The organism is Caballeronia sp. LZ019, assembly GCF_031450825.1.
Taxonomy (GTDB): Bacteria; Pseudomonadota; Gammaproteobacteria; order Burkholderiales; family Burkholderiaceae; genus Caballeronia.
The window spans coordinates 460,805-474,214 of the sequence record NZ_JARTVZ010000003.1 but is presented as its reverse complement, the minus strand read 5'-3'; the positions used below and the strand labels follow the sequence as shown (position 1 = coordinate 474,214).

Here is a 13,410-nt window from a genome sequence, read left to right as displayed (position 1 = left end):
ATCAAGCCGTTTCGCCGTGCGCGGACAGCCAGCCGTCGAGCCAGCGGGCCAGGCCGTGCAGGTCGTGAGAAATCTGCGCATGCGGCGCGGCGTCGAAAACCCACACGCCGCGCGCGAACGCGTCGGGCAGCGCCGCATCCCGGTGCAGCCGCTGCGGCAGGATCACCCCGTCGCCGACGCGCGCGCGCAGCAACGCCAGCGCATCGCGGTGCATCTCGTGCGTCGGATGCAACTGGTTCACGACGATGAAGAACGCCGCGCCGCCCCGCCGCATCCGGTCAATCGACGACGCCAGCGACACGCATCCCGCCGGCTCCGGCGTCGTCACGCACAGCACGAGATCGGCGGCGCGCATCGCCGCTTCGGCCTGCTGCGACGGATAACGCGCCGCATCGATCAGCACCGCCGCATCCGGCCGCTGGTCGATGTCGCCGAGCGCGCCCGCGAGCCAGCCGGGCAGCGCGGCGAACGCGGCTTCGCTCGGCGCTATCTCGTCCGGGTCGAGCGCGCCGTAGGGCACGAACATGACGCCGTCGTCGTTGCGAAACGACTCGGCGTGCCAGTCGCTGCTGCTGTCGAGCAGCGCGTGAACGAGTCCGCGCGGCGCGAGCGCCTCGAGGCCCAGATACGCGCCGAGAATGTTCTGCGCATCCAGCTCGATCGCGAAGACCTGACGCGCCCGCCGCGCGAGCAGCACCGCGAGCGCGCTGCAGATCGTGGTGCGCCCCGCCCCGCCCGCCGTCGATACCACTGCGATCACGGTCATCGGCCGTTCCCGTCGGGCGCGGTGCTTGGGCCGCCCTCGGCCCGCACGAGCCGCGTGTCGCTGACGACGCGTTCGAGCCGCAATTCGGGCAGCGCTTCGCTGCGGGCCCGCCTTCGATGCCCGATGACACACAGCGGTATCGCGATGGCGACGCCCGCGCCGACGCACGCAAGGAGCATCGTCATCATGCGTCCACCTCTCGACGGATCGGCAGCGTGCAGCGCTCCGCGCGCCGGGGTTCGCGCAACTCGCGCTCGGGCATCGCCGCGCCGGCGACGGGAGCCCAGTGCAGCACCCGCGACGGCGTCCCGCCGCCGGCCGCCGCGCGCGGCATCGGTGCCGGCGCGATCGGCAGCACGTCGCTGTAATCGGGCGCATGGACGCGGCGGGCGCGTTCGCGCATCGCGTCCAGTTGCTGCGCGATGCCGCTGCCCGCGTACAGCCTGCGTTCCGCGAAGAAACCGGCGCCCGACGTGCCGAGCATTTGCGCGAGACGTTCCTGCGCGTCGGGCGGCTCGCACGCGAAGAGGAACAGATAGACGCGCGTGGCGTCAACGGTGGCGAGCCGCCCCGGCTGACGCGACAGCGTCGCGCATAGCGCGTCCAGATGCGACACGTCGGGGCCGAGCGTCAATTCGACGAGCACATGCGGCAGCGCGAGCGGCGCGCTTCGTTGCAACGCCGCGGCGACGCGATCGCAGAAGCGCGCGAGCGGCGCATAACCGGCGATGCCGTCCGGCTGCGCGGCGGCGAACGCGGCGGCGGGATCGTCAACGGTCGCGCCCGTGTGGACGTGGCCCTGCAGCGAGCGCAGCGCGCACAGCAATCGCGAGATGGAAAGATCGCGATCGGCCAGCACCGCGTCGGCGCCGACGCGCAGCAGCAGAAGCTCGTGATTCAGGGCGATGGCGTCGCTGCGTTCCACGACCGCGATCTTGAGCGCCCCGCCGCATTGCAAGCGCCGCGCGTGGATCATCGTGCATAGCTCCGCGAGCGATGTCTGCGCGTCGAGCGTGAAGAAGACCGATGCGGCCCGCGCCTCGCCGCACGCCGCGAATACCGAGGCATTGTCCGCGTGCAGCTCCCAGTCGCCGGGAAACCACGCGTCCGGGTTCACGAGCGCACGCGGGATGACGACGCGGTGTTCGTCGTCGATGAAGGGCTTCGACGGAATGCGTCCATGCGACGGCGACTCCGGCTCCGCGACGAGCGCGCCGGCCGCGTTCAGCCGCAGCGCGCAGGTCTCGTTCGCGACGAGCGTCTGCCCGGTGCGCCAGAAGTCGACGTGCCAGCGCAACTCGCCCGCCAGCTCGCCCATCCGCGCGACGCCCGCAAAACGCACATGAAGCGTCTCGGAGCTCGCATACGCGCGCGCCGGCGGCTCCGCGCGGAACACGAGGATCATCGAGACCGCGCGCTTCGCGCACCAGCGCGCAAGAAATTCACCCTCGCGGCCGAGCGCGGCGGGATCGTCCCAGCTGAACCAGCGCTCCGCGCCTTCGATGATCGACAGCGAATGCGAGCGCAGGCCGCGCTTGCACAGCGCACGCAGGGCTGCGCGCAGCGGCGTTGCGGCGCCGTCCGGGGGCATCGCGAGCACGTTGAGATGACGCGGCCAGCCCGGCGCGCGTTCGTCGGCGGACAGGCCGCGCGCGCGCAGTTGCGCGGCGATCTCTTCGCCGGCCAGCGCGCGCACGACCGTCACGTGTTCCGCACCGGCCTTGCGCGCCGTGTTCCAGATGAGCGCATCGCAGGCGCGCGTGCCGGGCGTCGTGTAGATGCCGTGCACCGCGCCGCGTGCGAGCGTCGACCATTTCTCCGGCAGGCCGTCGATGACGAGCCGTTGCGTGGACCCCGCGCGCGGCAGGCGTCGCACCGTGGCGCGCAGCCCGGCGAGCCATCCCGCCGGCCGCTTCGTCGCCCGGCTGTAACTGGCACAGGTCGCGTCGTTCATGGTTTCTCCCAGTTTTGTAGAAGTTATCGTTAGTAGCTCGAATAAAGACGGACGGGCCGCGTCTGCATGCCGGTGTCGCGCTTGCGGGCATCGAAGTCGTATCGCACGTAGACCATGCCCGCGCTCGGCATGTAGTCGTGAGAATGTTCGATCGAAAGGCGCACGCCCGCGACCAGCTTCGGATTGAACCGATACTCGAGCACGCCGCGAAACGCGTATGAGAAGCCGCCGCCCGAGCCGCCCCTGAACACGTTGTTGCCGCCGCCCTGCACGTTCGCCGACGCGGGCAGGCCGATCGGAAAATACGGCGAATCGCGTTCGTAAGTCCACGACATGCCGACGACCGCCTCGACATCCCAGGTGAACGCATTGCGCCGTCCCGTCCACTCGACAGGCACGCCGAGCGCGAGATACCGCTGCGGGCTGTAATAGCCGCCCTGTCCGTAGGTATAGAAGCGCAGGTTGTTCGTGTAGTGCCACGCATTGCCGACGAGCCCGGTCGACACGCGCATGTCCGGGCGCTCGTAGACCGGCACTGCGAAGCCGGCGCGCGCCGTCACTTCCTGATTGGTCTTGACGTTGTGCCCGGTCAGCACGCCGCCGCCGATGCTCGCGAACACATTGACCTTGCCGATATCGACCGAGCCGCGCACGTCGATGCCGTCGCGCCGCACGCCGCCCCACACGACGCCCGTCACCGGATCGCGCGCGCCCGCGTACGACAGCTCGCTGCCCGTCTCCGGCCGCCGCGACGCGCTGACCGTGACGCTCGCCTTGTCGGTCTCGAAGCGATACCGGAGACCCGCGACGACGTACTGCACCGGAAAGCCGAGCGGCGTCGTGCCGAGATCGAAGCGCCACGCATCGGATTGATAGCCGGCCCCGATCGCCACGCCGAACGCCCGCTGATGCACCGACGCCACGAGCGGCGTGCCGGCCGAGCGCGCCGCGAAGGTGCCGAAGGTGTTGCGCGTATAGCTGTCGATGTCGGGATTCTGGAGCGTGCCCGCATCGAGATGCACGGTGTCGACGTGCGCGAACAGATGCCCCGCATAGCCGATCGGCACCTGCCCGTACACCGGCACCTGCTGCGCGTGATAGTTGGAAATGCCGGCATCGCCCGATTTGTAGGCGAGCAGGAAGCCCGCTTCCACGTCGGGTTCGCGGCGCGCTTCGAGCTGATCGAGGGCGCGCTGCGCGGGCGACGTGCCGCGATCGGCGGCAAGGCCGGTCGCCGTTTCCTGAGCGATCGCCGTCTTGTAGAGCGACGCCGCTTCGTCGAACTGATACGCGCGCTGCGCCAGCCGCCCGGCCTGCACCGTCACGTCGGGCCGCTGCGGATACTCCTGCCGCAAGCCCGCCGTGATCGCGCGCGCTTCGTCCGTCTCCTGTAACGATGCGAGCCGCCGCACCGCGCCGAGCCGCGTATCGACGTCATCGTGCGGGGCCTGGGACAGCACGCGGCGCGTCACGGTCAGCGCTTCGGCGCGTTCGCCGCTGTCTTCCAGCACGCGCGCGAGCGCGAGTTGCGCTTCGGTATCGTCGGGCGCTTTCGCGAGCACCGGTTCGAGCTGCTCGCGCGCCACCGCGAAGTTGCCCTGCCTGCGCTCGACCTCCGCGAGTTCCAGCGTGTAGCGCCGGTCCGCGCGCCCGGCCGGGCTCACCGAAGCGAGCACCTTGCGCGCGCGCTCGAAGTCGTCGTTTTCCAGCGCTTCGTCGGTCTGACGCAGCGCGAGCCGCAACGCCTGATCTTCCAGACGCGCGAACTGGCGCTTGTTGAGCCCGCCGCGCTCTCGCAACGCATAGTGCCAGGCCTGCAATTCGCGGTCGCGGTGCGAGCTGCTGAGGAGATCGCCGTAGCGCAGGCGGATGTCGGCGTCGGCGGCGTCCGGGTGCGCGTCGATCCAGTCGCGCAGCAACACGACGCCCCGGTCCGGCTCGCCCTGGTCGATATACGCCGCGCCGACCGAGGCGAGCAGATACGGATCGTCGCCCGCCTTGTCGCGCGCTTCCTTCAGCGCGGCGGCGGCGCGTTCGCGTTCTCCGTGCGATGCCGCCTCGCGCGACGTTTCGAGCGCCTCGTGCACGTCGAGCTTGCGGACCAGTTCGCGCATGCCGTCGGTGCGCTCGCTCTCGGGCAAGGGGGCGATCAGCGCCTTCGCGCTGCGGACATCGTCGAGCGAATTGTCGTAGAGCGCGGCGGCATAGCGCATCGACGGCGCCTGACTGGCCGCGAGCCCGTCCTCCATCACGCGGCGTCCGAGCTCGGGCGATCCCAGATCGCGATACAGCCGCGCCAGCGCGAAGCGCGTCCACGCGGCGTCGGGATTGAGCTTCAGCGCGGCTTCGTAGTGATCGGCGGCAGGACCGTCGCGGCCGTCGGCGTGGAATCGCTCGGCCTGCTTGACGAGCAGTTCCGCGCGCATCTGTGCGATCTCCTGCTTCTCCTTCGGCGACGCGACGCGGCGCTGCAGCGAATCGAAGAGACTCTCCAGCTCGGCGGTGCGCCCGGTGCGCTCGTACACGACGCGCAGCGGCGCGACCGCGTCCAGATTCGGCTTGCGCGCCGCGAGCAGACCGCGCAGCAACGGTTCTGCGTCAGTCCATCGCTGCTGGGCGACGAGCGCGTTCGCGAGCAAGAGGCGCGCGTCGTCGTTCTTCGGCTGGATGCGCAGAGCCGCACGCGCGGCGCGTTCGGCATCGGCGGGACGGCCGCTCGCCAGCGCCTCGCGGCTTTTGGCGAGCGCGCTCCAGAGTTCGGTCGTGCGCGCGAGACCGACCCATTTGCTGCGGTTGTCCGGCGCATGCTCCGCCGCGCGCATGAAAAGCGCGTGCGCGGCGTCCTGATCGCCTGTGCGAAGGCGCAGCAGCCCGAGTCCGCCGACGGCGTCGGGATCGTCCGGGCGGGCCGCCGCCGCGCGCACGAGCAGCGGCTCCGCGCGCGCGAGATCGCCCTGCGCGAGCGCCGCGAGTCCATGCTGCCGCGCGATGTACGCGGGATCGCGTTCGAGGCGCTGCTGGGCATCGACGGCCGTTTCGAGTCCGGCGAGGCGCTCGCGCATCTGATCGTCGTCGGGGACCATCTCGACATAGGCGCGCAGCGACGGCAGGAACACCGGCTCGTCCGATCCCGCCTTCAGCACGCGCCGCCAGACATCGAGCGATACTTCGCGGCTCACGTCGTCGCGACCGACGAGCGCATGTGCGATGCGTTCAGCTTCGGGGCGCGTCGCGCGTTCGTTGAGCAGGACGGAAAGCACGAGCGCGGCATCGACATCGTCGGGATTCGCGGCGAGCGCGCGGCGCAGCGCAGTCACCGCCTGCGGGCGGCCGGCATCGGTTGCGCCGAGAATCTTGTTGTACTCCGCGCCGAGCGGGCCGCACGGCGCGCCGTTCGGAAAGAACGCCTTCAGGCGGCGCAGCGCTTCGTCGGCGCGGCCACTGCGCGCAAGCAGGCGGATGCCGGCCATCTCCTGCCGGCCGGTCGTCGCGACGCGGTATTCCTCTTCGATGCAGCGCGTCTCCACGGCATCGGGCGAACGTTTGCGCATGCCGTCGAGAATGGCCTTCGCCGGTTCCGGCTGCCCCAGCCTCAACAGAATGCGGATCTGTTCGGCGAGCAGCATCGGATCGTCCGGGGCGATCAGCAGCGCCTTCTGGAGCTGCGACAGCGCGAGGTCGTCGCGATGTTTCGCCGCCCACATCCGCGACATGTCGTAGAAGCGCCCGGCATCCTCGGGCAACGCGCCAGGCGGCGATGCGCCCGACGCCCGCCCCGCGCCCGGTGCGAGCAGCAACGCCGCGACCGCGCCCCCGAAGGCGCCCTGTCTCATCGAGGCGTGCATGTGGCGCTCCATGCGGGACTGAGCGTGCCGTCGGCGGCGAAGCGATAGCGTCCCTCGTACCAGCCGATGCCGAATAGCGACAGCACGCTCGTGTAGTAGCCCGGCGCGCTGTCCGCGTTGAGTCGTGCGACGCGCGCAGCCTGTCCCGACGCCAGCGCCCGTTCTCCGAGCGACACGAGAAACGGCACCGCCGACGCCGAGAAGCCCGCGTTGCCGTCGTTGGCTGCGGCGGCGCCGGTCGCGGCATCGACCTTCTCGGGAGGCGCGCCGCGCGCCGCGATGAAGTCCGCGAACGGCACGAGATGCCGGCGCAAGGCCGCGCCGTGCGGATCGCCGCCATCGAGCATGCCGGCCCACAGGTAGACGCGGATCGCGTTGTAGGACCCGGTCGTATCGTCCGTTGCGCTCGCCTCGCGGTCGAAGGCATGGCCCACGCGATACGTCGCCCAGTCCGGCGCGAGGCCGCGCGGGGCGGAGTCCCTCAGCATGACGGCGCTGCCATCGACGAGCTGCTGCCAGCGTCGCTCCGCCGGGAAACGCGTCGCCAGTGCGCGCAGCACCTGCAAAGGCGCATAGCTCGGATTGACGATCCACGTGTTCTCTGACGGATGAAAGCCGACCGTGCCCGGCATCAGAAACCGCCCCACGCCCGCGACGGGGAACGTCTCGTCATCCAGCACGCGGGCTGCGAGGCGCGCGCCGCGCAGCGAATAAGTGCGCTCGCCCCACAGCACGCCGGCTTCGAGCAGCGCATAGGCGATCCACAAATCCGCGTCCGAGGCGGGATTCGAATCGAGCACGCTCCATGAGCCATCGCTCGCGCGGCCCCAAAGCCATGCCGGATGATGCCCCGTCAGATCGCCTTGCGCGAGATTGTTCTCGGTCCAGTGCATGATCCGGTCGAAGGCGGCGCGGTCGTTCGCCACGAGCGCGAAGTAGAGTGCATACGACTGCCCCTCCGACACGGTGCGCCGGTCGGCTTCGCTCGGATCGATCACGCGGCCATCGTCGGACACGAAATCGCGCTTGAACTGCTCCCACGCGGGCCACGGGCCGCAGCCTTCGGCCGCTTCGACCCGCGCGGCGGGCATGAGGACGAGCGCGACACAGAGTCCGGCCACGCCGATGATGAGCCGAAAACGCAGGGCGGACACGAGGCGGATCATCGGTCAGAATCCCTGTCAACGCTGCGCCAGGCGCTGCAGCAAGTTGAACGCGCCGACCGCGAGCAGCAGCCCCGCCAGCACGCCGAGGATGCCGAGCAGCACCGGATGCCGCGACGCGAAGCCGAGCACCCGGTCGCGCCAGGGCACATGGCCCACGGCATAGCGTTCGCCGATGCGCGCGCTCTCGACGCTGTCGCGCTGGATCACGGCGACGTCGTCGCGAATGAGGCCGACGAGTTGCGGATCGTCGAACGCATCGAGCAGCTCGCGCGCGTGGGCGGCGTCGCTCGCCACCAGCGCGACGACCGAGCGTCCTTTCGCGACCGGCGACTGGAAGCCGTACACCGCCGACAGCGCCGCGTCGGGATTCAGGCGCAGCGCGCCGGCTCCGGCTTGCGGCGATGTCGCCTTCGAGAAACCGACGCGCTTCACATCGGACACGCGGCTATCGACGGCAAGCGGGATCGACTCGCTCCAGGCGCTCACAAGCGGCGTCGCGGGCGAACCGCCGATCATCAGCACGTCCTTGTCGGCCAGGCGCGCGGTGTCCGACGGACGCGCGACCTGCACGCGCAATGCCGGATAACCGGTCCACTTGCCGATGCGGCCCAGCATCGTCAGCATGGTCTCGAGTTCGTGAGGCGCGGGGTGAACAGGCACGACGACGACCGTCTGCGACAGATCGGCCATGCGGGAAAACGGGAAGCCGCTGTTGGCGAAATACGCGAGGTTGGGCATCGACGCGTAATGCACGAAGCGGCTGAAGTCGATCGTCGAATCGGGATCGATGGACGCGCGCGCCGGATTGCCGGTTGCACTGGCGCATAGCGTGCTCTTTTCGGAATCGAGATTGAAGCGGAAATCGAGCTGGTTATCGCCGACGAGCTGATAGGCCGGCACTTCGAGCTCGGCGGTCGAGCCGCGTGCACCGGACGACTTCGCGCCGGCCGCCTCGCCGTTCGGCGTCAGGCGATACGACTTGATCAACTGCTTGTTCATCTCGATGGACAACGCGGAGTTGTTCTGGACGCTCGGCGCGGTATAGCGGTAGCGCACATCGAGCGGCGCGCCGACTTCGTTCCACGACGTCAAGTCAACAGGCACGCGCAAATCCAGGCTGATGGTTTCAAGCGCACCACCGAGCGATTGCAATTGTTCAGGACGCTTGACGATTTCCGCGAACCGCACGGGGCGGTCAACCGGCGTCCAGCGCGGCGCGTCGTAGGGCTTGCGTTCCGGTTCGGGATCGCGGCGGCCGATGTTCGTGACCGGCCCCGAGAGGCCCGGCGTGCGTAGCACCAGTGCATAGGCCGCACTGTCAACATCCTGGGCATTCGCACCCGTCACGATCAGCAGCTTGTGTCCGGGCGCGGCCGGATTCTCCGCGATGACGAGCGCCGGTCCGCTGATGCCGGCGGGACGAACGTTCGGCGGCAAGTCGTCGAGACGGCCGACGATCACGGCGTGGTCGTTCTTCGGCAAGTCGGGCGTGACGGGAAAGCGCGCCTTGCGGTAATCCGCGAGGGACCCGAACCACGAAGCAATCACCGCGGCGGTGCGCAGACTGGCATCGCTCGCGTTCGATGGCAGTACGAACGTGAGGCGCAACGGATTGACGTCGTGCTCGTCGAAAAACGGAGCGGGCAGAAGCGCGAGTTCGTTCGGCAGCGTGATCGGCACTTCATCGAGCACGATCTCGCTGCTCGAACTGATATCGGTCCACAATCCGGTGTTGCCCGGGTCCTCGCAATGCTCCATCGAATAATGCGCGATCAGCTTCAATTGCAGCGCGCTGTAGTCGGTCATGAGGCGCGGATCGATTTCGATGTCCTGCGTCACGGTCCGCCCCGCGCTTTCCGGTGCGAACCGCAGCGTCGCGACGACCTGGTCGTTGATCGACACCTTGAGATGGGACATCGGGAACAGCAATGCGGGCGAGTACGAATAGACGAGCCGCAGACGCGCGCTCTTGACGATGCGGTCGCGCCTCACGCCTACGTTGACCGTGCGCACGTCTTCGAGTCCGCGCAGACTGAGTGTCCGATATGCGCCGAGCGCTGAGAACGGGATGTGAACCTTGCCGTCGCTCGCGGGCGCGGCTTCCGTGGGCGATGCTTGCGCCGCGCTCGACGCAGCCTCGGCGAAACGTGGCAGGACAGCCGCGAGTGACGCGATCATCGCGACAACGAACCAAAGTCCCGCCCTTTGCAACATGAGAACGAACGACCGGTCTTCTCGCTGAAACCGCACGTTCGCACGAATGCCCGCCTCGCTGCCGCGCGCCTCCCGCTTTATGACGATCGTTAGCATCACTAATCTCGCACGCGTTTTTGTGGGGCTATTTCCAAGCTCTCAGTCTTTTTTACCGCGCAGCCCGGGCAATCGTTGTTTCATTGGCGTAGGCATCTGGAGCCAAACTCTATAAACACACGATAGTCCACAATGTGCGGCTCCGCACACAGCCTTACGAATTGTCATTTCGTTTCACACGCTTGTCAAAAAAGAGTGAAAACGCTTTACGGACTTCTCCGTAAATCGACTGTATCGATGCGTCCTCCTAAGTGGACGGACGCTGCCTCAAATAACGTGTGCTAAACCTTCGCGGCAATGGAATCGACGCAAACGCCCGACGGAGACCAATCGCGCGGTGCAATCGTTGAGGATTGAGAAACGAGCGCAAAATTGACCGGAGCCTTGCGCGCTCTATTCGCGCTGCGAAATTCCGTCAAGGGTTTTCATGCGGAGCGGCGCAAGAAAATCTTGTTTGGGCGGGAAGTTGTCGTTTGTGCCATTTTCCTGCCATTCATCGTTGTCCTTGACATTTCCGCTAATCAACGGCTGTACTTGCCATTAACCCGTTGATGGAGATACTCGTCGAATTGATCAACTGCAGTATCGAAGCAGCAATCGATCGCATTTCGCTGGAACGACATTAAGTATCGCGTGTGTTAAAGACCGCGAAACCCCGTCATGGGCTACGATCTGCACACCAACCATCATTCGATGGCTCTGGTCCTAACGCACAAACGTCCATTTCACGCAAGCCCAGACGAACAGTCCATGTCTGTGCGATACCGCGCACGGCGTCAGTGGAAGCATTTTCATGGAACTAGACCGTTGCCTATTTTACAAACGTAAGTATCATTTGTTCGCTCACTGACACAACGACACACCGCGTCCTATCCGGGAGAAAGAATGTCGCTTTCCAAAAGGTTGGTCGACGGCGCCAAGGACTGGCTGCCCGATAGCGTATTTTTGCGCATCGCCCATTTGCACAAGGTCGGCCGCTTTCCTAATATCAAAGCGCCAAAGACCTTCAACGAAAAGATTCTCTACCGCTGCCTGTATCCGGACCCGAGGTTCGTCGATCTGACAGACAAATTGACCGTGCGCGACTACGTTCGCAGCAAGATCGGCGAAGAGCATCTGCCGAAGCTCTATGCCGCTCCGGACAAGTTCACGCGCGATGTCTTCGACGCCCTGCCCGATCGCTTCGTGATGAAGGCGAATCACGGCAGCGGCTTCGTCAAGCTCGTGCGCGACAAGTCGCAGACCACGTTCGAGGAACTCCATGCGCTGGCGCAGCAGTGGCTCGCCACGGACTTCTACCGCGTGGCGCGCGAGCGTCATTACCGCACCATCAGCCCGCGCATTTTCTTTGAGGAACTGCTGCTCGAACAGACCGGCATCGTGCCCGCGGACATCAAGATGCATTGCTTCTTCCGCGCGGGCGAGCGCAAGCCGACCGTCTTTACCGCGCTGATCTCGGATCGCTTCGGCGAGCATCCGCGCGGCGACATGTACGACGGCAACTGGAACCGCCTCGACATTGCAATCGGCCATTACGCACGCAGTGAAGTGCCGCTGCCACGGCCGGACAACTTCGACAAGCTGCTGTCGATTGCGACCGCGCTCGCCGAAGGCTTCGAATATGTGCGCGTCAACCTGTACGCACCCGGCGACAAAATCTATTTCGGCGAATTGACGTTCACGCCGGGGGCCGGCGTGTTTCCGATGCGTCCGGATGCCGTCGACTATGAATGGGGCCGGTTGATGAGTTGAGCGAGACGTGCGGCGCCGCCTGCGCGATGCGATCCAGTTCGTCGCGCACGGCACTCATGTCGCACGTGTTGCTCACGGCCTCGCCGCTGCTGCCTTGCGCGTGCATCGCTTCGAGTCGTCGCCGGACCGCGCCATAGAGAGCGCCTGCTCTTCGATGAAGATCGGCGCGCTCGTTATAGCGAAGAAAGGTCTGCAACGAAGCCATAACGGCCGCACCCATGCTCGCCATGCCGACGACGATGCGTAACTCGGGCGAAACCGCAGCCGTCACAAGCGATAAGAACGACGACGTGCCCGTGAGCGCGGTCATTCCGATTACGGCAAGCCCGAGCCGCCTTCCGTATGCAGATAGCCGGTCCGCCATTGCATAGTGGCGTATCTGCGCCTCGCGAGCGCGCTTGGTCCATAGCAGCAGCAGTGTTCGAACATCGTCAGGTGGATGGTATTCGCAGCAGTCTTCGGCCTGCTCCGCGATTGGCGACAAGAAAGTCATGTTTGAAGCGCTTTACGGTTGAATGCCTACAACTATCGACCACAACCCGGACATGAATCGTCTCTTAAGCGCTCGCATGTGAACTTGGCTTGCGGCTTGCTGCGTCTTCCGCGGAATCGTTAATTTCATGGAGGGCTTATGTCCACGCATGCAGGCAGGTCGCAGGAAGATCGCATTTCAGCGCGCGAAGGGGAGAAATTGCCGTCGCAGGAGCAGGCGGGCGGCGACATGGCGGTCGAAGGCACCGAAGCGGGAAAGAACGCAAGCAGCGGAGCGTTGTCCGAAGCGGGCAAGGACGTCTGGCGCCAGGGAAGCACCATCGATCAGGAAGGGCCGCTTCCGCCAGACAGCAAGGAAGAAAAGTAGCGCGTCGGGCATGTGCTTTGCGCCAGCGTCCACTTTTTCGGCGCTGGAGCACGTATGCATATCGTTTGCCACATGATGTCGTCGGTCAACGGCCGCAGCCTCACCGACGGCTGGCATCTCGGCTTTGCCTCCCCCTGCTATGAAGACACCGCCGCGACATTCAAGGCGGACGCCTGGGCATGCGGGCGCGTGACAATGCAGGAAATATCGCACGGCAAGGACCGCGATTATCCGCGCGGACTGGCTAAAGAGCCGATTGCGCGCACCAATCATTTCGCCGCGCGCGATGCCAGTCAATACGCGATTTCCATTGACCCCAAGGGACGCGTCGCATGGAAAAGCAGCACGGCACTCGACTCGCATATCGTCGAAGTCCTCGCCGAAACCGTTGAGGACGACTACCTCGCCTATCTGCAATCCATCGGCGCATCGTACTTATTCGGCGGCAAAGAAGACATCGATCTCGAGCATGTCGTCGAGACGCTAGAGCGCGAATTAAGAATCGATAAGTTGATCGTGGAAGGCGGCGGCCACGTCTCGGGCGCGTTCGTCAATGCGGGGTTAGCCGATGAAATAAGCGTACTGCTGATGCCGCTCGTCAACGGACGCGAAGCCCACCCGTCATCCTTTGAAGTGGGAATGGAAAAGTGGCAAACGCCGGCGTATCTGAAGCTGGAGTCAGTCGAAAAACTAGAGAGCGATGTTGTGTGGCTGCGCTACACCCGCAAGGGCTGATTCCCTGAAGAAGCGGCGGATGA

The 13,410-nt window shown here is 66.2% G+C and carries 11 protein-coding genes; 4 read left to right on the top strand and 7 right to left on the bottom strand.

Going from position 1 to position 13,410, the window contains the following annotated elements:
- Position 1 precedes the first annotated feature (1 nt).
- From bcsQ to bcsB, 6 genes are read right to left on the bottom strand one after another with little or no spacing between them, the layout of a single operon-like run.
- Positions 2-766 (bottom strand): cellulose biosynthesis protein BcsQ, encoded by a 765-nt coding sequence (gene bcsQ, locus P9255_RS10645; protein ID WP_309767866.1) that lies wholly within the window; start codon positions 764-766, stop codon positions 2-4.
- Positions 763-954, bottom strand: a complete 192-nt coding sequence (locus P9255_RS10640) for a hypothetical protein (protein WP_309767867.1) — start codon at positions 952-954, stop codon at positions 763-765. Before P9255_RS10640 ends, bcsQ begins: the two co-directional genes overlap by 4 nt.
- Positions 951-2,720, bottom strand: coding sequence for a BcsE family c-di-GMP-binding protein (locus tag P9255_RS10635; RefSeq protein WP_309767868.1), 1,770 nt, complete (start codon positions 2,718-2,720; stop codon positions 951-953). The genes P9255_RS10640 and P9255_RS10635 overlap by 4 nt, the downstream gene beginning before the upstream one ends.
- Before the next feature lie 29 nt (positions 2,721-2,749).
- Entirely contained in the window at positions 2,750-6,565 is a 3,816-nt protein-coding gene (locus tag P9255_RS10630) for a cellulose synthase subunit BcsC-related outer membrane protein (RefSeq protein ID WP_309767869.1), read from the bottom strand.
- Positions 6,550-7,731 (bottom strand): cellulose synthase complex periplasmic endoglucanase BcsZ, encoded by a 1,182-nt coding sequence (bcsZ, locus tag P9255_RS10625; protein WP_309789460.1) that lies wholly within the window; start codon positions 7,729-7,731, stop codon positions 6,550-6,552. Before bcsZ ends, P9255_RS10630 begins: the two co-directional genes overlap by 16 nt.
- A gap of 15 nt (positions 7,732-7,746) precedes the next feature.
- Positions 7,747-9,909 carry a cellulose biosynthesis cyclic di-GMP-binding regulatory protein BcsB gene (bcsB, locus tag P9255_RS10620; RefSeq protein WP_309789459.1) on the bottom strand — a complete coding sequence of 721 codons (2,163 nt, stop codon included), beginning with the start codon at positions 9,907-9,909 and terminating at the stop codon, positions 7,747-7,749.
- 671 nt (positions 9,910-10,580) lie between these two features.
- On the opposite strand from bcsB, the gene P9255_RS27280 reads away from it, so the two are divergent.
- Entirely contained in the window at positions 10,581-10,667 is an 87-nt protein-coding gene (locus tag P9255_RS27280) for a hypothetical protein (protein WP_404980320.1), read from the top strand.
- 259 nt (positions 10,668-10,926) lie between these two features.
- A complete protein-coding gene (locus P9255_RS10615) occupies positions 10,927-11,793 on the top strand; it encodes an ATP-grasp fold amidoligase family protein (RefSeq protein WP_309789458.1) in 867 nt (288 codons plus the stop codon).
- Here P9255_RS10615 and P9255_RS10610 read toward each other — a convergent pair.
- Positions 11,720-12,286 (bottom strand): SLATT domain-containing protein, encoded by a 567-nt coding sequence (locus tag P9255_RS10610; protein WP_309767873.1) that lies wholly within the window; start codon positions 12,284-12,286, stop codon positions 11,720-11,722. The two genes, P9255_RS10615 and P9255_RS10610, sit on opposite strands and share 74 nt — an antisense overlap.
- A 138-nt stretch (positions 12,287-12,424) precedes the next feature.
- Here P9255_RS10610 and P9255_RS10605 point away from each other — a divergent pair, with 138 nt between their 5' ends.
- Positions 12,425-12,652, top strand: coding sequence for a hypothetical protein (locus P9255_RS10605; protein ID WP_309767874.1), 228 nt, complete (start codon positions 12,425-12,427; stop codon positions 12,650-12,652).
- A 54-nt stretch (positions 12,653-12,706) separates the two neighbouring features.
- Positions 12,707-13,387, top strand: coding sequence for a dihydrofolate reductase family protein (locus P9255_RS10600; protein ID WP_309789457.1), 681 nt, complete (start codon positions 12,707-12,709; stop codon positions 13,385-13,387).
- Positions 13,388-13,410 lie beyond the last annotated feature (23 nt).